Raw genomic sequence first — 23,751 nt, 5'->3', positions numbered from 1 at the left:
TGATGCCAGCCTTAGTTCTCTAGCAGCGCGTCTCACGGACTAATCGGGCTTTTTACTCCGGTAAAAGGCCGGATCACTTCAACGCTAGCCAACAGAAAAAAGGGAAATGGCCCCAAATGCGTTGGATATCCTTGAAGCCGGATTGCCGAAGGGCAGCTTCCGCCTCAAGTTCGGTCCAGAGCGTCATCTGGCCTCTGAGCTGTCGCTCTTTGACCAAAATCTCATCAGCGGAAAAGCCGTTGGACTGTTTGAAGTCATAGTACGGGAAGCTGAGAGCATCTTGCATGCGACCGGATTGGGCAAGCACCTTCTCTGCGATGAGTAGACACCCTCCCTCAATGAGAGCCGCGTGAATCTGCCGCAAAAGCGGAATTTTATCTCTACCGGGCAGGAACTGTGCGGTGAAGATACTTAAGACTAGCGATGCCTGCCTCAGCTTGTGTCGGCGAGCGTCGATGGTGGAAAACATCAGGTTAGGCGCGGCAAGGGTTGCCCATTGGCTACGAAACTCGGCCTCGACATCAATGCCAACAAAGCGAACGTCGCGTCGGCGGTGGTAGACTCTGTCGTAAACCGACCGCAGTTGAGTGCCGGTGGAGCAGCCAATATCGTAAACTGTTGACCCTGACGTAGCGAAACGTGGAGCGATATCGGCTACCAACGAGCGCAGTGCGTAGTATCCAGGGATTGATGATGCGATGTGTTTGTCAAAATCGGCGCCATGCTCTTGGAACGAGAAATCGCGATTGCCAGTCATCCTCTAGCCTCGCGATACGGAATAAGGAACTTCTCATAGATGCTTTCCGCGATCGCGTGGGTCAATGGGGGCGGGACCATGCGGCAGATACGTTCAGCACCTTGAGCAACCGAGCCCGACAAGTAGAAGTCATCGGGCAGCCCAAATAGCCGCTTCATCTCTGGGATCGAGAACTTCCGGTCCTGTTCAGGGTGAACGCAGCCGGCCAGCCCGCTCGGCTGCTGTCCCGTGACCGTCAGCGTTGGCGCGGGCAGGTCCCAGGAGCATCGGGTAAGTGTGAAGTTCTTGGTCTCGGTGGGATCGACGTTGCTGGGGCGAGTGTGTTTCGTTGGGTTGCGCGGCAGTCGTTGGATGACTGCCTCCAGACTGCTCGCACGAACAGAGGTGAACCACGGGCGCAGCTCATCGTTCGATTGGACAAGGTCTTCGAGGGCAGAGCGGATCGTCTCGTGCATATACGTCGGGTTGGGGAAGATCCGCTCGACGTCGCGGTCGCGGAGAATGCCGACTTTAGCACCTACATCCTTGCGGACAGCTATGACGAACAGCCGTCGACGAGCCTGAGGGACGCCGTAATCCTTCGCATTCAAAACGCGCCAGGCGACAAAATACTGCTCGCCCAAAGCACGAGCGATGCCTTCGAGGATGTCTTTTCCACGCGTGGCCAGTTCAGGAACGTTCTCCATGACGATGGTACGAGGCTGAACGATCAGTGCCAATCTGACAAAATCGAGTGGCAGGCCGGAAATGTCGCGCTGTTTAGCGTCGGAATAAGCTTTCATGACCGTAGGATCGGTAGGGCCCTTTCCGGCGCTGCTGAACTCCGAGCATGGAGGTGATCCATCAAGGATGTCGCACTCACCAACCTGCAAACCCAGGCCAACAAGCAGGGTAGTGATCGCGTCGTTATTGTTCACAAGATAACGAATGTCGCGCGTATCGACGACAGTGTCGGGAAAGTTCCGCTTATAGGTGCGGGCTGCCTCCGGGATGAACTCGTTGGCGAGCAATACTTCTCCCCCTGCGGCTCGGTAGCCGGTGGACGAGCCGCCGCCGCCGGCAAACGTCGATATAACCGTGAAGAGCTTCCGCTGCGCCGAACGGTGGATGCCTTCCATTGTTTTGAAGCCGTGGGCGCGCCTTTCGATGGTCTTCACGACAGCCCGTCGCTGCGGGGGAAACAATGTTACCTCTTCGCACGCAAGGTCGCGTTCTTTGCCCCACCGCTGGCAAAGCGGCGAAATGGCATTGTATGGCGGATCGAAGCGATTGATTCGATCGTCGTCGAGGAGAGTGTCCTCAAATAGGTCAGACACTTTGCCGCCCTTTTGGAGTTTAACGCCGACAGCAATATCGTCGTCGCCGACCGGGTATCCGGCACTGCGGAGCGCGGCGCGGACCAGCGGCTTGCTCGAATCAGCCAGTTTGGCGGGATCAAAGCGCAAAGTACGAACGGATTTCGACATGGGCGTACGGATCCAGGAGTTGTTTTTTGTGAGCTGAGGCGATGCGCGACGCGATCCAGAAAGCGTCGTCGGAGTCTACCGCGTCGAATTTTTGGTATTGCCGCTGACGGATTTCATCGAAGAGAGCTGCCAGTTCATCTTTGGATGCGCCTTGGCGCTTGGCCGCAGCAATCTCCCGTTGATTGGCAGCAGTGTTTGCGTAGTGATCGTCGGCATTCCAGCCGGTGAAGATGACGTCCTGGTCAATGGCAGGAAGCACGTACATTATCGGGAAGGTGACTTCCGCATGAACCTTTTTCCGACAACCGTGATCAGCTACCAAACGGAGAAAATCGTTGCTAAGGTCGCCCGTCGGAACGATGACGACCTTCAGCGTCCATCCCCGCAAGCGAGCAAGGCGTTCTGCCTTAGGACGATCGATCGACGGCAAACCCTCAAGTTCGTAGGTGTAAGCGACGACCTTCTTTCCCGTCATCTCGGCGGCCACGCCGACCGAATAGCTGTCAATGCCGCCAGACAACAGCAGCGCGATGTTTCTGGCCGAGCTCAAGCGTTCGACGATAGAGGCGAGTTTCTGCATGAATTGCATCACGCTTCCTCCGCCACCCAACCGAACGATGTCCAATCCGAAGCCGGTTCGCAAAACATATGTGCTTTGCTTTTCGTCTTCGGGAAGAGGCGGGTCGCCAGCTCCAACGGCGAATATTTGCTGGACAGAGCATCGCGAGGCAAAGTGCAGGATAAGCCGCGAATAGAAACCAGCGCAATCTGTTGGTGAGCTAGGTCGGGCAAAGTGGGACTGCCAACAGCGAAAACGTGATCGATGCGGCTGTATCCAAGGTGAGGAAGTAGCCGATTCTCGATAACGGAGATGTCGGTGACCCTGGCGAAAACGACGACCGCGGACAGAGCAGCCAGCGGGGGACGCGGTAGGAGGCGGTCGAGTTCGTTCGCGTCGGCAAAATCGGTTCTCAACCGGCGAAGATCGCGACTATCGCATTTAACTGCAACGAGATCGAAAGTTCGGCTATCTGCTTCCCCGGAACTGGTGACAGTGCCACCGTTCGCGGCGGCGGACATAGCTCGGCCGGGCGTTGTAATCGGGGCAGACCCTTGATTATCATAGGACTTGCCTAGCACATCGCTGCCGGGAGCATCGACCCTGCGACTACTGTGCTCCGTCGGACAAAATGCGCTCGCGAGAGGCCTAAGATCAATGATCTCGTCGCGAGTGTAACCCGGCTCCAAGGTCCGCAGCTTGCTGATCATCAGATCGAAGTCGTCGTTGAGGACCTCTCGAAGGAGGACAATCTGATAAAGCTTCGACGGCTCTGGCACCAACAATGGCAAAATCTCGGAACGACGGAGCCAGTGAGCGTTCTCTCCGATCTTTTTGATCATTGAGACCATTCCGTTCGGGCGGGCGAGCACCATCGCATCCCGCCGCGAGATGACCCCGAGCTCTGCCAGACGCTTAAGAAGGATGATCTGCTGCTCTTTATCCGAGAACCGCTTCCAGCAGACCGCGAACGCATAAGCAAAATCTATGTAAGCAGCCGTGGATTTACCGTGATGAGCCGCAATCTGCTCAGCAGCTTCTACCGGGTCGTTGGCAACGATCTCATAGGTCGAGCTCAGACAAGAAATGGCCGGGGAAAGATGGCGATCGACAATATCGATTGGGAGCGCCATCTCACCCGACCTTTGGCTTTTGGGTGATGCCGTCCTCGATGAGGGCCGCGATATCGCTCTCCCGCCAGCACGTGACCTTGGGGCCGAGGGATACTGGTTTAGGAAAGCGGCCCGACTTGACGCCGGCCCACCACGTAGAGCGTGAAACCGGTATCGGGCCTTTCGGGCTGACAATAGACGTTAGTCGTAAAAGCTTTGGAAATTGGTTCATTTCTGCCTCGATCAGTTGAACTAATCGAGTCGGCTCTAGACGGATATCTGGCGGATGAAACGGACGATTTAATCCGGCCGGCGAGCTAGTCTACCCATCTCAAGGAGCTCTTGTATCCTCTCCACATTTTCTGGTCGCGTTTCCTCATGCAGTATAGCCCTGCATTCATCCTGAAAGAGCTTATAAAGTCTGACGGGTGCTTTATCATCCATCGGGCCGATGAGGTTGGTCAATTCTCTGATGCGATCTTCTCCGATTACTCCGCGCTCGGGAGAGTTATTTCCAGAAAGATACTTGGACCTATATGGCTCATTGTTCAGGATCTTCCGAACTTTATTGGCGTTCCATTTTCCATCCAATTTACGATGCTGAATTTCGATCATATCCAATGCTAGTTGAGCTTTTAACTTTTGCGACCAAGGTCGAGCACCGTGAGCAGATGAAATAAAAACTCTGCAAAAAATTTCGAGGAGCGTTCTCCAAAAGAAAGGGTCGCTGTAGTCGGGGGGCGACCGAGTAATAGGAACTAACCCCCGTCTAGTTTGCTCCTTCTTTGTTAAAGTGTAATGCGGTCTAAGGTCCTCGATATCGAGACCGAGAAATTCGAGATCGAAAAGACGCGGATCACTTGAAGTTATCGCTCCCGTATGTCTTTCGTGCAATTTAAGCGCCCGCACGGTGCGGACGACGGCGTCATATGATGCTCTTAACAGCTCGTCGTTGGCGTCAAGGCTAGGATCTGCCACGAGATCTGGCAACATTTCCCGGGGCCTTAAGGGCATTTCAAAAACGCTGGGCCATGGACTTTCCGCCGTTCCCCGCTCCAGGCGAGCCTTGTGCTCTGCGACAAACGCCTCGTAGATCGTATCAAAGTTTTCCGCTTCTCTCTCAATTCGATTTCTAAAGCTGTCTTGAGGCACTTTGCATCTCCTTACTGACGAACTCACACCAAGCTTTCATAAGTTCGCGTCGTTTATCGAACAGATCGCCTCTGCGATAAGCTGCTTCTGTTTTATCCTTTATCGCATGAGCCAAAGCCATCTCGCAGACTTCGCGTGGGAAGTTGGTTGTCTCTGAAGCCCAATCGCGAAACGCTGATCGAAATCCGTGAGCCGTGAAGTCCGCCTTCATCCGCCGCAAGAGCATCAGGAAGACCATGTTCGACATCGGCTTGTCGGCAGAACGCCCGGGGAAGACCAGCTCATCGCTCGTTCTAATGGCCTCAGCCGCCTTGACGATTGTCACGGCGCGATCAGAAAGCGGCACTCGGTGCTCCCGATCGGCCTTCATTCGCTCAGCCGGAATCGTCCAGACCGCATTATCGGTGTCGAATTCGGACCATTGGGCACCAATCACCTCATTGGTCCGTGCAGCTGTCAGGATCAAGAACTCGAATGCGAGGCGTGCAAACTCACTCGTTGCGACATCCTGCAGCGATCTCACGAAACTCGGCACTTGCGCGTACGGGATTGCGTCGAAGTGGGCTTTCTTGTCATTCTGGCGCGGCAGACCCTTCGCGACGCCATCGACGGGGTTATCTCCGGTCCGATATCCAGCGGCCTTCGCCCAATCCATTACTGTGGCGATGCGCTGGCGAACACGACGGGCCGTCTCAGATTTGGTCAGCCATATGGGCGTCAGCGCCTTCAGAACGTCGGCTGTTTCGACCCGATCGACCCGCGTTTCGCCAAATATCGGGAAAATATAGGTCGTGAGGGTGTTGATCCACTGATCGGCGTGCTTGGCGTTCTTCCAAGCCCCTTTGTGCTGTTCGAGGGTCAGCTTGGCAGCGTCGGCAAAGGTCGGGATGATCGCTTCCGTCTTCCGCCGGAGCTCCAGCGGATTGCCGCCCTCTCGGGCAACCTTCCGGTACTCAGCCGCTTTGTCGCGAGCTTCAGCCAGGGAAACTAGCCGGAGACCGCCAAGGCCGATGTCACGCCGACGACCGTGAACAATGGTCCGGAGAACCCATCGTTTTGCCCCTGAAGGATCGACTATGAGGTATAATCCATTTCCATCGGCATACCTTCCGGGGTCCTTGAGGCTGTTCACCTTGACGGTTGAAAGAGCCTTATGGGGGTGTCCGCCATACTTCTTCATCCCACAATCCATACCACAAAAATATCGGGATGGAACAGGATCTGGTCGGACGAGGTCGAGTGAGGTAGAGACCTAAGCTATTGAGATCTATGGGTAGATTGGATGGTCTTGGATTTGATTGGAGATTAATCGGAAGGACCCCCTCTCCGCCAGTTGTGCTGTGATCTGAGAAGCCCTCACATTCTCAATGCCTTATCCGGGGATGAAGCTGAGGCTTGTCGCTCGTGAACCCCAATCGTTCCCATCCGGCATGAGCGTAACCCGGCTCGAATGGCGCCCGAGGGCCCAGTCGCATCGCCTGACTTGATCGGTGGGATGTGTCCGCGCTGAGGCTGTAACTCAGCGCTCACTCGGGCCATTCGCTGCCGGGTGACGCGGCGGCCTCCAAGGCTGCGACGGCCATCGCAGCGAAGACGAGGTCCTGCTTCGTTGCGAAAACACCAATCGGGCCGGACAGCCCAGTTTGCCGCGTCAGCGGCTGGCTCACGCTCGCCCGCTTCCGCACCAAGCCGACGCTACCTAAGGCGGCTTGTTTTCAGACTGGTGCGCCAGACTCTGCGGTCACTTCTCAATTAAGAACGGACGACGGACCCACTGTCTCCCGATACCGGAACACGGTCCGACTTTGATGGCTATGAATGCCGCGCCGGTCCTGCGGTCGATGGATCGTGAAGGATGAGCGCGTCGTGTCCATATCGGCTGCGATCGACGGCGTTCCTTTCGCGGATATTCGTTTGCTGCCTCGAATACTCTCCGCCAACATGCGAAATGCCTCAGGCTGCAGGCGCCTGGCCGGATCGGTCATCAGAACCGATGAATGGTCCTCGATCTGCAGAACGGCCTCGATGTCCTCACTCCAGCCGCACAACACGATTTCCATCTGCGAGAAGCCGCCACTGTCGGCAGCGAAAGCCGTAGCGGCAGCCTCGATCGATCCACGGACATCGGTCGCGCTGGCCTGAAGCGTGTCGCGGACAACGACGGTGACGAGGCCGCTGCGTCCGGCAGGGTTCCTGATGATGAGATGGGCTTCGGGGGCTTGCGGTCGATGGAAGCGCCGACCGGTGTGGAGCGTTGCTGCGTGGAGGGAAAGCTCGTCTTCCCTGTGATCAGACAGCGTGCCGGCAAGGATCACAGCGCGATCGCGCTGTCCGCTCGCGTTCGGCTGGCCATATGACTCCGGCAGCCATGTCGTCGTCACCTGTCGCTGTGCGCAGGTCATTGTCCATGCCTGGTCGAGCAGGATGTGATCCGGCAGATCCGGATAGGCATTGACCAGGCGATGCCAGATGTCGAGCAGATCGCTTGCTTCCTCGGTCTGATGAAAGAACACGCTCTCCGTTGTCATTGCGCCGTCGCGTCCGCAACGGACTGCGAAGTCGCAGTCTGTCGCTTGCGGCAACAATGGATGTGCAAGGACGCGTGCATGTGGGCCGATCCAGAACACCGGCCGGCATGATGTTGACCAGTGCTGAAGGATGATATCCACCTTCGATGCGGCGGTGAGGCGCCGCCCTGATCGCGGCGTCGGCACCACGGCGTGATCGAGTCCGAGCCGCTGAAGATCGTGACCTAACAGTGCCGCATGATCGGCGCTCACGTCATCGTCATAGGCCGAGATAAAGAGCGTGTCCTGCTTTCGGTAGAGTCCTGTCGGTACGGTCGGCGGCTTCGGACTTCCCCACCAGATCTGATGCGGTGCGTCGACGCCGTCGGCGCCGAGCGAGCCGTGTGCATGCAGACGAGACTTGAGCGTATCGAAAGCCGCATTGCCGCTGCCAAAGACGATGACAATGGAATTTTCGTGGAGTGCGCCGATCAACATCTCGATGCGTGCAGCGGGCGCAGCATTGACGATCATCACGGCCACGGCAATGTCGGGAACGGTACTGACGCCGTCCCAGCAGATCACAGCGTTGCAGCGATCGACGAGCTTGCGAAGAAAATGGCGCTGCCGTTCGCCCACACGCAGCGACGGACCATTCTGCTGCAGAAACTCATCCAGTGTTGCATCCATCGCCCGCTCCCGCATCAAAACTCGATAGTGATACGAGCGGGATCGTGCATTCAGGCGGTGCGGTGTCGCGGATCGTGCATGCAGTGGGCCAAGCGCGCTGCGCAGTTCGCAGTGGAGTACTCAGAATAAGTCTGAATATTTCTGTGAGATGGATTTGATGTCTGTTTGTTGCTGCATCAACGCGCATGACAAGCCGTTTACGCAGAGAAACAAAAAAGACGCGTTGCAGAGGTGATGTGCGCCGTTGACGCGGCGCTTTCGCTTTTTCAGCGCGGTGAAATTCGTTAGTTTTTCAAGGCATCGATTCGTACAGAAGAACGCGACGTGCACTCACTCCGTTTCCTCGCACGGCGTTGCTTTGACGTCGTGCATTCATCACGCTTTACACGCGTCGTGCCTGCGTAGCGTTGCTCCACGTTTTTCGTCATTGCGTCGCAATTTGCGCGTGCCCAGAGAATTCATCATCTATGTTTTCAATCCGTCATCCATCTCTTGCGAGATATTGCAGAACCAGCGGCACGCGGGGCATTTTTTGCCTAGGTCTAGGCAGAAAATTCCGGCTAACTATTTGCAAAAAAAGAAGAAAATCGCCGCCCGAACTTTCGCTGCCGTCCGTTCAAGCTACATCGATCGGCGAGACCCGTGGTCTGCCGGCATAGGATGTGTGGGAGAAGGGCATGGCGTTCGCGATCCAGCTTGCAGACACCGTCGACGTCGCGCCATTGGCGCTGGACGCGCGGACCGAAGCGTTAGAGGTCGCATCGATGTCGATCGCCCCTCTGTCGGATGCGCTCAATTACGAGGATGACAGCGACGAAGCCTTGCTCGATCGCATGGCGGCCGATGATGAAGTCGCATTCCGTCGCCTCGTGGAGCGTCATATCGATCGCGCCTTCGGCGTCGCGCTTCGCCTGCTCGGCAGCCGCGCCGATGCGGAGGATGTCGTGCAAGACACCATGCTCAAGATCTGGACGCATCGCGGCCAGTGGGAGCAGGGCCGCGCGAAGTTTTCCACCTGGCTCTACCGCGTCGTCACCAATCGCTGCATCGATCTGCATCGTCGGCCGCGTACCGACAATATCGATGCGGTGCCGGAGCCGGCGGATGCCAAGCCGGACGCGTTCAGCGCCATGCAGCGCAACGAGGTGACGTCACTGCTCGAGACCGCGATCCAGCGTCTGCCGGAGCAGCAGCGCGTCGCGGTCATCCTGTCCTATCATGAGGACATGAGTAACGGCGACATCGCCGAAGTGATGAACACCACGGTCTCGGCAGTGGAGTCACTGCTCAAGCGCGGGCGCCAGCAATTGCGTGAGATCCTGCGCCAGCACAAGCCGGACATCATCACTGCGTTAAGCGATTGCTAACCATAAAAATCCGGTCCCCGAAAATTCTGCGCCTGAATTCGACGTCTCATTCCGTTTAGCGGGTGGACGGGGGCTGGCCTGCGTCCGGTCGTCCCCCGGTTGGACCGCTTGAGCGGTCCCTCATGCAAGGAGCAATTCAATGCCCGTTATTTCCACGAACACTGCCGCCAATTCCGCGGTCCGCTACCTGAATATCAACTCGGCGCAGATGTCGAGCTCGCTATCGAAGCTGTCCAGCGGCTCCAAAATCACGCAGGCATCCGACGACGCCGCCGGTCTCGCGATCTCGACGCGCATCTCGTCGGACATCACCACGCTGCAGCAGGCCGCGACGAACGCCTCGCAGGCAACGTCGATCCTGCAGACCGCCGACGGTGGTGCATCGAACATCAGCGATATCCTTTCGCGCATGAAGTCGCTGGCATCGCAGTCGTCGTCGGGCACGGTCACCGACAGCAGCCGCGCCTATTTGAACTCGGAATTCACGGCGCTGTCGGACCAGATCGACAGCATCGCGACCGGGACGCGCTATAGCGGCCAGAGCCTGCTCGATGGCACCAGCGCCTTCGCCTCCGGCGCAGCGGTTCTGGTCGGCTCCACCTCGGCAGATACGATCACGGTCACGCTCAGCGACCTTCAGTCGTCAACGTTGGGTGTCTCGACCCTGGACATCAGCACGCAGACCGGCGCGACCTCAGCCATCGATGCGTTGGATACCGCGATCGACACGGTGTCGGCAGCGCGCGCCACCATCGGTGCGCAGGAATCGCGCTTCAATTTCAGCGCAAGTTCGATCTCGACCCAGTCGCAGAATCTCCAGGCCGCCAATTCGGCGATCACCGACGTCGATATTGCCGCTGAACAGGCGAAGCTATCGTCGGCACAGGTCAAGGTGCAGGCGGCGGTTGCGGCAGAATCGTCGGCAAACCAGATGCCGCAATATCTGCTGAAGCTGCTCGGCTAATTCGCAGACGCGCGGGTCGGCGTGAGCGCCGGCCCGCATTCTCTGGCTGGATGAGGCAGCATGGCGACGGTGACGAGTTCGACTTCAGCGGCGGCCACGGCAGCGCTGGCGACGACCACATCGGGTACCAAGACCACGACGAGCGTGGATTGGGACGCATTGATCGAAACCATGGTTGCCACCAAGACCCAGGCCGCAACCACAATCGAGACCAGCATCACCGCCAACGAGGCGAAGATCGCTGCCTATCAACAATTGCAGACTCTGCTGGCGACGGTGGCGACCGACACGACGTCGCTCGCCAAGTCGATCGTCAACTCGCTGTCATCCAGCGCCTATGGCGCACGCGCTGCCACCATCTCGTCAACCGGAGACGTCAGCGCCAGCTCCGCTGTGTCGATGGCGATCAGCAATGGCGCCGCGACAGGCGATCATACGCTGACGGTGACGCAGATCGCGACTGCTCACAAGGTGATCGGCACCTCGGTGGCGAGCAAAGCCGCCGACCTTGGCGTGACCGGCACGTTTACGCTCGGTCTCGAAGGTGGCACCAGCGCGGATATCTCGATCACCAGCGGCATGACGCTGGAGGATCTGGTCGATACGATCAATGCACAGAGCTCGACGACCAATGTTCAGGCCTCGATCATCCAGATCTCGAGCAATCAGTACGAGATGATCCTGACGGCAACCAAGGACAATGCCAGTATCGCCACCAGCGTCGTTTCGGGAGATGACGTGTTGACGTCACTCGGCGTCACCGACAGTACGGGCGCCTTTACCGACGTTCTCCAGGCGCCGCAGCCCGCCATCTTCTCCGTGGATGGCATTTCCCTGACCCGCGATACCAACAATATTACCGACGTGCTGAGCGGGGTCTCATTCAGCCTGCTTCAGAGTACGCCGACCGGATCGACGGTCGATATCAGCATCGAGGTCGACACCAGCTCGATCCAGTCAGTGCTGCAGCAATTCGTGACGTCGTATAACGCTGTGCGGGATTACGTCACCAGCCAGCAGACGCTGACATCGAGTGGAACGGCAGATACCAGCTCGGTCCTGTTCGGCGATGGAACGATGCGCAACGTGATGACGCAGATGGAGCAGGTGCTGAATTCGATCATCGGCGGCATGTCGATGAGCGATCTGGGCCTGTCATTTTCCAGTACCAACGATCTCGTGCTGGACACCAGCACGCTGGCAACGACGCTGGCCGACAATCTCGACGGGGTCATCTCGCTGCTCGCGACCAAGACCTCGACATCGTCGAGCTCGCTTGCCGTGGTCAATACGAGTTCGTCGCCGCCGGCGTCTTTCGTCATGGATATCAGCGTCGACGAGTCCGGCGCGTTGTCGGCTTCGGTGAATGGCGACAGTTTGATGTTCACGGTGTCGGGGCGGACGATCATCGGTGCCGCCGGCACGATCTATTCGGGCATGGCCTTTACCTATAGCGGCTCGTCGTCCAAGTCGGTCACGGTGACATCGACCACCGGAATCGCCGCGCAGATCAATGCGATCGCAACTGCGGCGTCCAACAAAAGTTCTGGATCGCTGCAGGATCTGATCACCAACCTGCAATCGCAGGACGATCGCATGCAGCAGCAGATCGACGACATCAATGAGCGCGCTGCGATCTATCGCGCGATGCTGGTGACGCAATATGCGAAATACCAATCGGCGATCTCAACGGCAAACTCAACTCTGGATTACCTGTCCGCCCTTCTCAACGCGTCGAGTGATTAAACCATGCAGCATCAAATGAACTTTCAGGCAGCTCAGGCTTATCGGCAAACGGCAGTGGCGGTGCCGCCGATGCGCGCCGTGGTGATGCTGATCGACGGCGCAGTCACCTTCCTGCAGAAATCCGTGGCGGCCGCGGAACAGAGCAAATTCGAGGAAAGCCATGATCTGATGATCAAGGCCACAGCGATCCTGCGCGGATTGAGCCATCATCTCAATTTCGAGCGGGGTGGCGAGGTCGCTGAAAATCTGCACGCGACCTATCACGCCCTTATCATGGCCTGCCTGCGCTCGTTTGGTCGGCCCGATGCACCGGAATGCTATCGCCGGATTGTGGGCAGCCTGACGGAGCTACGCGATGCCTGGCTGGCAGTGGTGCAAAGCACCGCGCGGCCGGCTTGAGGCAAACCGAGGCGCAAGTAGAAATTTTACCAATATTGGATGTATTTTTAAGTTGATGGCAGCTGGCGGCATTGCCACCTGCCGCGGTGTGTCTTACGAGGCTGCCACGCCGATCCTGAAGGGACGGCATCGAGTGCATTGTTGCGCGCCGGGCGAGTTTCCAGAATGGACATTCCGGAGTTTGAGGACCTGTTGGGGCGACACGGCGAAGACGTGTCGAGCTGGCCGGAACATCGTAGAGTCGAGGCGCTGGCGCTGCTGCGCGAGTCGGATCAGGCGCGCGCGCTCCTGACCGAAGCCGGGCTGCTGCGCAAAGCCCTTCGTCCCGAACCCGTCCGTGCCCCTGACGGGCTTGTCGATCGGATCATGCGCAAGGTCGCATCGAGCGATCCCGCTGGCAAAGGCCAGGCGAAAAAACCGACCGATAAATCCTGACGACGAAGCGATGCACATGCGCGTCGCCAAACGGCAATTTTTGCCGCGCAGGCCGGCGGCGGCTCCACTCGCGCTCTCTCCCGTAAGCAACTGAAATCATGACGTGATCTGCGTTCGACTGCGTCCGCGCGGCGCAGATCCGCATGCGCAAAAATTCTTTGCCTGAATGGCTGTGACGGCCCGTTTCATCTGGGAACGGACTTCAAGAGCACCTCACCACAGCCATTCCGCGATGCTCTGCGCGCGGAAATCGCCGGAGCACGCCATGACTGTCGCTGCCACCACTGCAGCCACCACGACGACCGCGACGACGACGAGCTCGGCATCGTCGTCCTCGGGCCTGACCTCGACCCAGTTTCTCAGCCTGCTCGTGACTGAACTGCAGAATCAGAACCCGCTCGATCCGACGAACTCCACCGATTTCGTCAACCAGCTCACCTCCTATGCGAACTTCGAGCAGCAGCAGACGCTCAACAGCAATATGAGCACGCTGGTGTCGTCGCTCAACAGCCTGCTCACGCTGAACTCGTCGAACTATATCGGCCAGACGGTGACCGCCAAGGCCGACACCGGCACGCTGCAGTCCGGCCAGATCGCATTCGGCTACTCGCTGGATTCCGCGGCGAGTGACGTCACGCTGTCGGTGAAGGACTCGTCCGGCAATACGGTCTGGAGCGGCAGCGGCACGACAACGTCCGGGACCAACAGTTTTACCTGGGATGGCACGACGACCGACGGCACGCAGCTCAGCGACGGCGGTCAGTACACACTCAATGTCAGCGCGACCGATAGCACCAGCCAGTCCGTCTACGGCTACACGACCGTCACCGGCAAGGTGACCTCGATCGATAATTCGAGCGGAACGCCGATGCTCAATATCGGCAACACCTCAATCAGCACGAACAACGTCATCGGCGTTTCAGCCTGACATTAGTTGGAGTTTTCGTCATGAGCCTTTCCGGTGCATTGTCTTCTGCTATTTCCGCGCTGAACGCGCAAAGCTCAGCGCTTGCGATGATTTCCGACAACATCGCCAATTCCTCGACGGTTGGTTACAAGACCACGTCGGCTTCGTTTGAATCTTTGGTGACGAGCTCGTCGGGCGCTTCGTCCTACTCGTCGGGTGGCGTCACCACCCTGTCGAAATCGAACATCACCACGCAGGGCCTGCTGTCGACGACCTCGACATCGACCAACATCGCCATCCAGGGCAATGGCTTCTTTCCGGTCACGTCGTCGCTGACGGGGGGAACGACCTATTACACGCGCAACGGTGCGTTCACGACGGATTCCGATGGCTATCTCGTCAATAATGGCTCCTATCTTCTCGGCTGGCGCACCGATGCCTCGGGCAATGTGATCGGCAGCGCGAGCAGCGGCAATCTCGAAGCGATCAATACCAGCGTCGCGCAGACCAGCGGCAGCGCGACGACCACGACGTCGTTCTCGGCCAACCTGCCTGCGGACGCCGTGACCGGCGATACCTTCACGACCGCGATGTCCGTCTACGACTCGCTGGGCACGTCGAGCTCCCTCCAGGTCACATGGACCAAGACAGCCGACAATACCTGGAGCGGGAGTTTCGGTCAGCCGACACTCTCCTCGGACTCATCGGTCACCACGGCGGCGACGCCGACCAGCACGGTGACCGTGTCGTTCAATAGCGACGGCTCGCTTGCCAGCACCAATCCGAGCCCGGCAACGCTCGCCATCAGCGGCTGGACTACCGGCGCAGCTGATAGCTCGATCACGCTCGATCTCGGCACGGTCGGTGGGACCGATGGATTGACGCAATATGCCTCAGGATTGTCGACGCCCGCGGTCAATATCACGCGGATCGAGTCCGACGGGTTGTCGTTCGGAAAGCTGAGCAACATCTCGGTTGGCGACAATGGCATCGTCAACGCCACCTATTCCAATGGCCAGACGATCGCGATCTACAAGATCCCCGTTGCGACCTTCGCGGCGCCTGACGAGCTCGAGGCGCACAGCAATGGCCTGTATTCGGTGACCGCCGCGTCCGGCACGGCTGCGCTGCAGGAGTCTGGCGTGAATGGCGCCGGCACGGTCTATGGCAGCCAGCTGGAATCCAGCACGACAGATACGAACGAGCAGTTCAGCAGCATGATCTCCGCGCAGCAGGCCTATTCCGCGGCTTCGCAGGTCATCACTGCCGTGAACAAGATGTTCGATACGCTGATTTCGAGCATGCGGTGACGGCGATGTTGCAGCACAGTGAGGACGATGCGTTGCTCGATCACCTTGAGCGCCTGTTGATCACGGCACGCATGAGCAAGCGTCGTGACCGGCGCTGGATCCTGGGCCTCCAAGGCGATCTGCGCGCCACCCTGGCCAAGGTGCAGCAGCGTCGCGACGAAATCGCCCGCAATCTCAACATCGCTGGCGCGCGCAGTCGGGCGGTCAATGCTTATTCACGCACAGCACGGAGTGGCGCATGACACCGCGCGCGAACAACGATTATCGATCACGGAGTGACCACATGATGACCCCGAGTCCATCCCTGCAGCCCGAAATGGGCCACGGTGGCGGTAAGATCGAGGATCTGGCCGAGCTGATCGAGCGACTGATCGATGTGGTGACCGAGGAGAACATCGCTTTGGCGATGGGGATCCCGGCCTCGCAGTCGCGCCACACGTCGCAGAAGCTCGAACTGTCCGAAGCATTCGAGATCTGGGTGAGGCAAGCGGATCGCAAGAATGTGCTGCTCGACACGCCAGACCGCAAATTGCAGACCCGGATCCTCGGCAGGCTTGAGGCACTACGCGTTGCGATGGATGAAAACATGACCCGGTTGCGCGCTGCGATCGAGGCGAGCCAGCGTCGCATCGATGCCGTGATGGCGGCGATCCGCGAACAGGTCGCGGACAACTCGCCCTATGGTGCCAATGGCCGGCTCAGCGCGCCAGCCACGTCCTATGCGCGCAACCTGCGCATCTGATCGCAGCTGAACGAGGTCGCCGCCGTGTCGCTGGAGATTGCACGCCATATCGCCGTCAGCAGCCTGATGGCGAGTCAGGTTCAGATCAGCGTGTCGTCGTCGAATATTTCGAACGCCGATACCACGGGCTATACGGTCAAGACGGCAACCCAGGTGGCGACCACAAGCGGCGGTGCAGGTACCGGCGTTTCCATCACCGGCATCACCAGCAATGTGGACAAGCTGCTGTTCAAGTCGCTGATATCTGCGACGTCGGAGCTCGGCGCGGCCGAGGCCAATACCACCTATCTCGATCGTCTGCAGGCGCTCTATGGCAGCACGACCGGGGCGGAAGAGACCGGCACATCGATCGCCAATACGCTGGCCTCGCTGGAGACAGCCATCTCTTCGCTGGCCGGCACGACCAGCAGTGCATCGCTCCAGGCGAATGTGGTGAGTTCGCTCGACGACCTGGCGTCGCAATTGCGCGAGACCTCGTCGGGCATCCAGCAATTGCGAAGCTCTGCTGATGCCGCGATCGCGTCCGATGTGGACGAGATCAATGCGAGCCTGAAGACAATTGCGAGCCTGAACGTCCAGATCAAGCAGGCCGCGGCGGCTGGGCAGCCGACCGGCGACCTCGAAGACCAGCGCAATGTCGCGCTGCAGACCGTCGCCGACAAGATGAATGTCAGCTACTTCATCTCCTCGACGGGCGACATGCAGGTCTATACGCCATCCGGTCAGACGCTGGTGGACAGCGCCGCGCATCTGCTCAGCTTTACGGCCGCGTCGTCGGTGACGGCGTCATCGAGCTACGTTGCTGGTGCGACGTCGGGTCTGAGCGGCGTCAGCGTCAATGGTGTCGATATCACCGCGCAGATTACGTCGGGTGATCTGGGGGCGCTGATCAGCATGCGGGACACCGTGTTGCCGGCGGCGCAATCGCAGCTCGACCAGCTTGCCAATACGCTGGCGGACGTGCTGAACGCCGCGAGCAATCAGGGCACGTCGGTGCCGCCACCCACGACGCTCACCGGCACCACGACCGTGTCGGCCACTGCGGCGCTGGATGCGACCGGAACGGTGCGGATTGCGACCGCCGATCAGTCCGGCAATCTCGTATCCTATGCGGATCTCGATCTGTCGAGCCTTGCCACGGTCGGCGATCTCGTCGACGCCATCAACGGCATTTCAGGCCTCAGCGCATCGATCAACGCCAGCGGCAAGCTGGTGATCACGAGCACGACCAGCAGCAATGGCGTGGCCATCGGCAGCATGAGCAGCGCGGTCGGCAGCAGCAATCTCGGCCTGTCCGACTATTTCGGACTGAACGATCTCGTCACCGGCAGCGGTGCCTCGAATTTCGCGGTGCGCAGCGACATTCTCGCCAATTCCGGCCTGTTCCCGGTTGCCACTCTCGACAGTTCGGCGAGTCCGGCCACCGGCAGCAAGGTGCTGACCTCCGGCGGGACGACGGTGGTGAACGCGCTCTACGCGGCGCTGACGGAGTCACGGACCTTTTCCGCAACGGGAGGGCTCGGTTCTTCGACGGGATCATTTGCCGACTATGCAGCCGACATCATCGGCAATGTTGCGTCCAAGGCGACGCTCGCGGCCAGCGCCTATACGTCGAAATCGACGGCGCATGCGTCCTATGTCAGCGCCATGGCATCGCAATCCGGCGTCAACCTCGACGAAGAAACCGCGAAGATCAGTTCGCTGCAAAATCAATACACGGCCGCCTCGCAGCTGATCCAGGCGATCAACGAGATGTTCTCGTCGCTGATCAGCGCAGTCCAGAGCGCAAATTGATGAGGTCCGTGTGATGCAGATGCGTGTTGCCACGTTTGCGATGAACGACCAGATGATCGCCTCGGCGCTGCGCACGCAGAGCACCATGGCGAACCAGCAGATCCAGGAGGCGTCGGGCCTGATCTCGTCCGATTTCGGTGGATTGGGCTCGTCGGCGCAGCAGGTCCTGAATCTGCAGGTCTCGGTGACGCGGTCGCAGTCCTATATCGACGCGGCGACGCTGACCAACAGCAAGATCCAGGTGATGTATTCCGCGGTCAATTCGGTCTCCGACCTCGTGACCCAGTTCCGGACGCTGCTCACGAGTGCATCGAGCGCATCCAGCACGGACGCGGCCAGCGTCACCGAGTCTGCCCGCAACATGCTCGACCAGATGGCCTCGCTGCTCAACACCCAGTACAATGGCAGCTACCTGTTTGGCGGTTCCGACACCAAAACTGCGCCGGTCGATATTTCGAGCACGACCTTTGCCGCGGCGACGTCGCCGTCGAGCACCGATACCAGTTATTATCAGGGCAACGATCAGATCGCGTCGGTCCGCGTGTCGGACAACCAGACTGTGTCGTATGGCGTGACCGCCGACAATGCAGCCTTCGAGCAGATCATGCGCGCCATCAATCTGGTGGCCAGCAACTCGCCGCTCTCGACAGAGACGCTCAACGAGGCGCTCGACCTCGCGGTGGATTCCATCGACAAGCTGGGCGTTGTGCAGACCCGGATCTCCAACGCCTCGGCATCGATCGAAAAGGCGAGCGCCTATCAGGCCGAGTATCAGTCCTATGCGCAGACGCTCGGCAGCGATCTGACCAGTGTCGATGTCGCCGCCGTCACCGCCAAGCTATCGACCTACCAGGCGCAGCTCACCGCATCCTATGCAGCGATTGCCAAGGTGCAGAGCCTGACGCTCGCGAGCTATTTGCGGTAAGTCATGGTCGTGACCAGCGCTCGCTTCGCTGGTTTGCTTGCAAGTTGCGGAAAATGCTCGGCTTTCCTAAACCGGACACGGCGCGACCACGGTCCGTCCGCTTGTGCGAGACGACAGGCGGAAGTGGTGCTATCTGCGCAGTCCTGATTGGGGATCGCGTACTCACAAATGGCCCATGTCGTCCTGAGCTTCGATGAGATTGTCGATCATGCGCGGCTTCCTGAGCTCATCCGTCGGCAATCGGGTGCGTTGATCGGCGCATTCGAGTCCGATCCGCGGCCGACATCGGTCTTCGCGACACAGCAGCGCTGGCTGATGGCGCATGCAGCATTCGGGCTTTATTTCCGAAGCCAGGACAGCCGCATTGTGCCCAGCGACTTCCTCAAGCTGGTGGAGCACCACAAGGTTGCAAGCCGCAATACGGCCGACGCGTTCATCAAGGAAATGGTGCAATACGGGTTGGCGCGGCCGGTGGAGGATGCGCACGACAAGCGCACGCGGCCCATCGTCCCGAGCGATGAGAGCCTGCAGCAGATCGGCGGCTGGCTGATGCTGCATCTGGCCACGCTCGACGGTCTCGACGGCGGCACGCGGATGCAGATGCTGCATGCGGGCGCCGATATCCTGCCACGCACTCAGCCGCTGATCGCCGATGCCTTGCTGACGACACCGCCGATCCGTGAGCCCGTGCATACGTTCGCGCTGTTCACCTGGCTAAACGGGGGCGGCATCGTGATGGATCGCATCATGACCAGCATCCCGCAGATCGACCCGGCCGCCGATTGCATTCCGAGCGGAGTCTCGTCGGTGGATTCCTTGATCGGCGGGTTGGTACTGTCGCGCTCGCATCTGGTGCGCAAGCTGCGCGAGGCTGAGGCGCTGGGCAGTCTCGGCTGGGAGGGGCGACCGGACCGCTCGACACTCTGGATCTCGCACGGTTTCTGGCGGGAATATGCGACGGCCCAGGCCGTGAAGCTCGCGATCGTCGATCGGGCGTTTGCGGCGGCCGTTGCTCGCTGATCAGCCCGCGAGTGCTTCTTTCTGCTGCTCGACGGCGAAGGCCTGCAGGATAGCGAAGCGGGCAAGTTCAATCGACACCGCGCCTTCGGCTGCTTCAATCAGCAGATGCGTCGCGGTGCGCCACGCGTCCGTCTTGTATTCGGAATTGGGAAGCCGGGCGATATAGGCGCCCGCATCGCGGAGCGTCGCAAGCCTGTCACCATTCGGGATCTCGATAGGGTCGGTAAAACGGTCGGACCAGGCCATCACACTGCAATCTTATACGCGCTTAGCCCACGAGAACGGTGAAGGGCGCGAGATGTTCCCTGAAGCGAGGCGTGCAATATTACCGCAGGCGTGGAGCTTTCAGCATGCCGCAGGTCCGGTGTCGGTTCCTTTTCGCCTGAAATACGGCGTCGCCGTTGTAATCCGGGCTGTGGAGCCTTATTCCACGGCGCATGAACAACCTCGCTGTCGCCGAAAAACCCCTGATGGCCTGGTCGGGCCAGACGCTGCTGCGCAAGCCGGCGCCGTTCCTGCCCATGAGCCGTGCCGAGATGGACGAGCTTGGCTGGGATGCCTGCGACATCGTGCTCGTCACCGGCGACGCCTATGTGGATCATCCCTCCTTCGGCATGGCGATCATCGGCCGCCTGCTGGAAGCTCAGGGGTTTCGTGTCGGCATCATCTCGCAGCCGGACTGGCATTCGGCCGAGCCGTTCAAGGCGCTGGGCCGGCCGCTGGTGTTCTTCGGTGTCACCGGCGGCAACATGGATTCCATGGTGAACCGCTACACCGCGGATCGCCGCATCCGGAGCGATGACGCCTACACACCGAATGGCGAAGGCGGCAAGCGACCGGACCGCTGCACGGTGGTCTATGCACAGCGCTGCCGTGAGGCGTTCAAGGACGTGCCGATCATTCTCGGCGGCATCGAGGCCTCGCTCCGCCGCATCGCGCATTACGATTACTGGTCGGAGAAAGTGCGTCGCTCGATTCTCGCCGACGCGAAGGCTGATCTGCTGCTGTACGGCAATGCCGAGCGCGCCGTGGTTGAAGTCGCCCATCGGCTGGCCGATGGTGAATCGCCGCGCGATCTCGATGACATCCGCGGCGTCGCGCTGTTCCGCCGCGTGCCGGAGAATTACACCGAACTGCCAGCGGACGATATCGACTCCGCCGATGAAGGCGCCACGCGCCGCAGCGGCGATACGGTTGTGCGATTGCCGTCCTGCGAACAGGTCGAGCAGGACAAGGAAGCCTATGCCCGCGCCTCGCGTGTGCTGCATCGGGAAGCCAATCCGGGCAATGCGCGCGCGCTGGTGCAGCGTCATGGCGATCGCGATCTCTGGCTCAATCCGCCGCCGATCCCGCTGACCTCGGACGAGATGGACTCGGTCTACGACCTGCCTTATGCGCGCGCGCCGCATCCGTCCTATGGCGATGCCAAGATTCCCGCCTGGGACATGATCAAGTTCTCGGTGACGATCATGCGCGGCTGCTTCGGCGGCTGCACCTTCTGCTCGATCACCGAGCATGAAGGCCGCATCATCCAGAACCGCTCCGAAGGCTCGATCCTGCAGGAGATCGAGAAGATCCGCGACAAGACGCCGGGTTTTACGGGGGTCATCTCCGATATCGGCGGGCCGACGGCCAACATGTATCGGATGGCGTGCAAGGATCCGAAGGTCGAGAAGGCCTGCCGCTTGCCGTCCTGCGTCTTCCCCGAGATCTGCCCGAACCTGAACACGTCGCATGACGACCTGATCCGTCTGTATCGCAAGGTGCGCGAGACCAAGGGCATCAAGAAGGTGATGGTCGCGTCCGGCGTGCGTTACGATCTGGCGGTGGAGAGCCCGAAATATATCGAGGAGCTCGTCACCCATCACGTCGGCGGTTATCTCAAGATCGCGCCGGAGCACACCGAGCGCGGGCCGCTCGACAAGATGATGAAGCCGGGCATCAGCACCTATAACCGCTTCAAGAAAATGTTCGATGCCGCTGTGCAGAAGGCCGGCAAGAAGTACTTCCTGATCCCGTATTTCATCGCGGCGCATCCCGGCACGACCGACGAGGACATGATGAACCTCGCGCTGTGGCTGAAGAAGAACCGCTACCGCGCCGATCAGGTGCAGACCTTCCTGCCGTCGCCGATGGCGACTGCGACGGCGATGTATCACACCGGCCTCAATCCGCTGCGCGGCATCCGCCGCGGCGCCAGCGAGAAGGTCGATGCGATCAAGGGCCTGCGCCAGCGCCGGCTGCACAAGGCGTTCCTGCGCTATCACGATCCCGATAACTGGCCGGTGCTGCGCGATGCGCTGCGGGCGATGGGCCGCGCCGATCTGATCGGCCCGCGTCCGGAGCAGCTTGTGCCGGCACATCAGCCGCCGGGTACGGGCAAGGCAGCCGGCACACAGCGACCGGTGCGTCCGGGCGGTGCCCGGATGGGCAAATTCACCACCAAGGGCATCCCGATCCGCAAGTAATCGGTTCAGCTCGCGGCCATCCTTCGAGACGCCGCTGCGCGGCTCCTCAGGATGAGGGTGGAGTTTGTCGCTACAGACGTCCCTCATGGTGAGGACCCCGCGAAGCGGGCGTCTCGAACTATGCAGGCCGAGCACTATCCTCATGTGCACACGCCAACCGAATTGCCACATGTGTGGCGCGGCCGAGTTCCCTCAAGTTCCTTGCGGGTTCCCCATGAATAGCTGTTCCGCGCAGCTGTCGAAGTTCCCGTTTGCGGCGTTGTTTCGGCATGACCGAACGCATCGCAGAGGAATTCCGAGATCTCGCCCGCATCGCCTTGCGGAAGGCACGCGCCTTGCCGCCGGGCCCCGAACGCAATGAGCTGCGCCAGGTGGCGCTGGCCCTGAAGACGCTGGCCGAGAACAACGCCTGGCTCGCAGGGCAGCGGCGCAACCGCTAGCGCTTCGCCTGCGCGATCACGTCATGCGGCATCATCACATGGATGCCCTTTTCGAGATTGACGAGCTGGGTGACGCGCACATCTGCCGCAAGGCTGCAGAGCATGTAGGCGTCCTCGGGCGACAGCGTGGTGCGCGCAGCGACCATCGCGATCATCCGGCGCAGCGCAATCCGTGCAGCCTCATCCAGGTCGGGATCGAAGGCCATGGTGATGAGATGGTCCTTCGTCTCGGCATGGGGCGCTTCGAGCTGGGCATTCTTCACGAGATCGATCTTGAACGTGCCGGTGAGGCCTGTTTCGACGGCGGTGACGCAGACTTCGCCGTCGCCCTGCACGGCATGGCCGTCGCCGCAGGAGAACAGGCCGCCTGCGGCCCAGACCGGCAGATATAGCACGCTGCCGGCGCCGAGCTCCTTATTGTCGATATTGCCGCCGAAATGCGACGGCATGGTCGATGAGGCGCGCCCGACTTCGGGTTTGGGTGCGGTGCCCATCACGCCGAAGAACGGCTGTGCCTGCAACGTGATGCCCCACGGCGTCTTGACGATGTTGTTGGCACGATCGAGCCCGATATGGATGCGGCGGAAATAGTCGAAATCGTCGGGCAATGTGCCCATGCCGGGGCGGAACAGCATGTAGCCCCAGTCGTCGGCGAGCTGGACGTCCTGGATCTGGACGCGTAGCGCATCGCCCGGCTCGGCGCCGCGGACGGCCACGGGGCCGGTGAGAATATGCGGCCCGAGATCGGGTGTGACGGCGTCGATGATGGCGAGTAGTTCCGGGCGCGGTGTCATGCCGGAATCTGTCGGCAGGTGGTCGCGGGTGCCACTGACGCTGGTCATGATGACGGTTTCGCCCGGCTCGATCGTGGCGATCGGCTTCTGCGCGGCGTCGAAATAGCCCCAATGGACGGTGGCGGGTGTCGGCTGGATGGTCTGCATCATTGGTGGCCCCTGATTTCCGATTCTGCGGCACAGCTTACCGGCTGAAC

Annotated in this window: 24 protein-coding genes; 14 read left to right on the top strand and 10 right to left on the bottom strand. The window is 60.0% G+C overall.

The window, feature by feature from the left end; translation table 11 throughout:
• Positions 1-73 precede the first annotated feature (73 nt).
• From AC1RQ5_RS01150 to AC1RQ5_RS01115, 8 genes are all read right to left on the bottom strand, one after another.
• Positions 74-757 (bottom strand): methyltransferase domain-containing protein, encoded by a 684-nt coding sequence (locus tag AC1RQ5_RS01150; protein ID WP_493196772.1) that lies wholly within the window; start codon positions 755-757, stop codon positions 74-76.
• Positions 754-2,223, bottom strand: a complete 1,470-nt coding sequence (locus tag AC1RQ5_RS01145; protein ID WP_493196771.1) for a DNA cytosine methyltransferase — start codon at positions 2,221-2,223, stop codon at positions 754-756. Before AC1RQ5_RS01145 ends, AC1RQ5_RS01150 begins: the two co-directional genes overlap by 4 nt.
• A complete protein-coding gene (locus AC1RQ5_RS01140; RefSeq protein WP_493196770.1) occupies positions 2,192-2,812 on the bottom strand; it encodes an asparagine synthase-related protein in 621 nt (206 codons plus the stop codon). Before AC1RQ5_RS01140 ends, AC1RQ5_RS01145 begins: the two co-directional genes overlap by 32 nt.
• Positions 2,812-3,915 carry a hypothetical protein gene (locus AC1RQ5_RS01135; protein WP_493196769.1) on the bottom strand — a complete coding sequence of 368 codons (1,104 nt, stop codon included), beginning with the start codon at positions 3,913-3,915 and terminating at the stop codon, positions 2,812-2,814. Before AC1RQ5_RS01135 ends, AC1RQ5_RS01140 begins: the two co-directional genes overlap by 1 nt.
• A 1-nt stretch (position 3,916) precedes the next feature.
• A complete protein-coding gene (locus AC1RQ5_RS01130) occupies positions 3,917-4,126 on the bottom strand; it encodes a helix-turn-helix transcriptional regulator (RefSeq protein ID WP_493196768.1) in 210 nt (69 codons plus the stop codon).
• 68 nt (positions 4,127-4,194) lie between these two features.
• The gene (locus AC1RQ5_RS01125) at positions 4,195-5,046 is read right to left on the bottom strand and encodes a hypothetical protein (protein WP_493196767.1); all 852 of its coding nucleotides are present in this window, start codon (positions 5,044-5,046) and stop codon (positions 4,195-4,197) included.
• Positions 5,027-6,226 (bottom strand): tyrosine-type recombinase/integrase, encoded by a 1,200-nt coding sequence (locus AC1RQ5_RS01120; protein WP_493196766.1) that lies wholly within the window; start codon positions 6,224-6,226, stop codon positions 5,027-5,029. The genes AC1RQ5_RS01125 and AC1RQ5_RS01120 overlap by 20 nt, the downstream gene beginning before the upstream one ends.
• A 568-nt stretch (positions 6,227-6,794) precedes the next feature.
• Complete coding sequence (locus tag AC1RQ5_RS01115; protein WP_493196765.1) at positions 6,795-8,258, bottom strand: hypothetical protein; 1,464 nt, start codon at positions 8,256-8,258, stop codon at positions 6,795-6,797.
• 662 nt (positions 8,259-8,920) lie between these two features.
• Here AC1RQ5_RS01115 and AC1RQ5_RS01110 point away from each other — a divergent pair.
• The 12 genes from AC1RQ5_RS01110 (at position 8,921) to AC1RQ5_RS01055 (ending at position 19,852) form a co-directional block, all read left to right on the top strand.
• Positions 8,921-9,610: an RNA polymerase sigma factor gene (locus AC1RQ5_RS01110; RefSeq protein WP_493196764.1), complete on the top strand. Its 690-nt coding sequence runs from the start codon at positions 8,921-8,923 to the stop codon at positions 9,608-9,610.
• Between the two features lie 139 nt (positions 9,611-9,749).
• Positions 9,750-10,574 carry a flagellin gene (locus tag AC1RQ5_RS01105; RefSeq protein ID WP_398477192.1) on the top strand — a complete coding sequence of 275 codons (825 nt, stop codon included), beginning with the start codon at positions 9,750-9,752 and terminating at the stop codon, positions 10,572-10,574.
• A gap of 60 nt (positions 10,575-10,634) precedes the next feature.
• The gene (fliD, locus tag AC1RQ5_RS01100) at positions 10,635-12,320 is read left to right on the top strand and encodes a flagellar filament capping protein FliD (protein WP_493196763.1); all 1,686 of its coding nucleotides are present in this window, start codon (positions 10,635-10,637) and stop codon (positions 12,318-12,320) included.
• Between the two features lie 3 nt (positions 12,321-12,323).
• On the top strand, positions 12,324-12,719 hold the full coding sequence (locus AC1RQ5_RS01095; RefSeq protein WP_493196762.1) for a flagellar export chaperone FliS: 396 nt from the start codon (positions 12,324-12,326) through the stop codon (positions 12,717-12,719).
• A 165-nt stretch (positions 12,720-12,884) separates the two neighbouring features.
• Entirely contained in the window at positions 12,885-13,154 is a 270-nt protein-coding gene (locus AC1RQ5_RS01090; protein ID WP_398477196.1) for a hypothetical protein, read from the top strand.
• A 265-nt stretch (positions 13,155-13,419) separates the two neighbouring features.
• Positions 13,420-14,082, top strand: a complete 663-nt coding sequence (locus AC1RQ5_RS01085) for a flagellar hook assembly protein FlgD (RefSeq protein ID WP_493196761.1) — start codon at positions 13,420-13,422, stop codon at positions 14,080-14,082.
• A 20-nt stretch (positions 14,083-14,102) separates the two neighbouring features.
• Positions 14,103-15,371: a flagellar hook protein FlgE gene (gene flgE / locus AC1RQ5_RS01080; protein ID WP_493196760.1), complete on the top strand. Its 1,269-nt coding sequence runs from the start codon at positions 14,103-14,105 to the stop codon at positions 15,369-15,371.
• Entirely contained in the window at positions 15,368-15,613 is a 246-nt protein-coding gene (locus AC1RQ5_RS01075) for a hypothetical protein (RefSeq protein ID WP_493196759.1), read from the top strand. The genes flgE and AC1RQ5_RS01075 overlap by 4 nt, the downstream gene beginning before the upstream one ends.
• A gap of 41 nt (positions 15,614-15,654) precedes the next feature.
• Complete coding sequence (locus tag AC1RQ5_RS01070) at positions 15,655-16,113, top strand: flagellar protein FlgN (RefSeq protein ID WP_493196758.1); 459 nt, start codon at positions 15,655-15,657, stop codon at positions 16,111-16,113.
• A gap of 24 nt (positions 16,114-16,137) precedes the next feature.
• Positions 16,138-17,907, top strand: a complete 1,770-nt coding sequence (flgK, locus tag AC1RQ5_RS01065) for a flagellar hook-associated protein FlgK (protein WP_493196757.1) — start codon at positions 16,138-16,140, stop codon at positions 17,905-17,907.
• Positions 17,908-17,920: 13 nt separating this feature from the next.
• A complete protein-coding gene (locus AC1RQ5_RS01060) occupies positions 17,921-18,832 on the top strand; it encodes a flagellin (RefSeq protein ID WP_493196756.1) in 912 nt (303 codons plus the stop codon).
• Positions 18,833-19,000: 168 nt separating this feature from the next.
• Positions 19,001-19,852: a hypothetical protein gene (locus AC1RQ5_RS01055; RefSeq protein ID WP_493196755.1), complete on the top strand. Its 852-nt coding sequence runs from the start codon at positions 19,001-19,003 to the stop codon at positions 19,850-19,852.
• On the opposite strand, the gene AC1RQ5_RS01050 is transcribed toward AC1RQ5_RS01055, so the two are convergent.
• On the bottom strand, positions 19,853-20,098 hold the full coding sequence (locus AC1RQ5_RS01050) for a hypothetical protein (RefSeq protein ID WP_493196754.1): 246 nt from the start codon (positions 20,096-20,098) through the stop codon (positions 19,853-19,855).
• Between the two features lie 191 nt (positions 20,099-20,289).
• Here AC1RQ5_RS01050 and AC1RQ5_RS01045 point away from each other — a divergent pair, with 191 nt between their 5' ends.
• Positions 20,290-22,320 (top strand): YgiQ family radical SAM protein, encoded by a 2,031-nt coding sequence (locus tag AC1RQ5_RS01045; RefSeq protein ID WP_398477214.1) that lies wholly within the window; start codon positions 20,290-20,292, stop codon positions 22,318-22,320.
• Positions 22,321-22,589: 269 nt separating this feature from the next.
• A complete protein-coding gene (locus tag AC1RQ5_RS01040; RefSeq protein WP_398477217.1) occupies positions 22,590-22,760 on the top strand; it encodes a hypothetical protein in 171 nt (56 codons plus the stop codon).
• On the opposite strand, the gene AC1RQ5_RS01035 is transcribed toward AC1RQ5_RS01040, so the two are convergent.
• Positions 22,757-23,704, bottom strand: a complete 948-nt coding sequence (locus tag AC1RQ5_RS01035; RefSeq protein ID WP_493196753.1) for an acetamidase/formamidase family protein — start codon at positions 23,702-23,704, stop codon at positions 22,757-22,759. The two genes, AC1RQ5_RS01040 and AC1RQ5_RS01035, sit on opposite strands and share 4 nt — an antisense overlap.
• Positions 23,705-23,751: the final 47 nt, after the last annotated feature.

Source organism: Tardiphaga sp. GW821-FHT12E02 (assembly GCF_058807155.1).
This window is presented reverse-complemented; position numbering and strand designations above follow the sequence as displayed.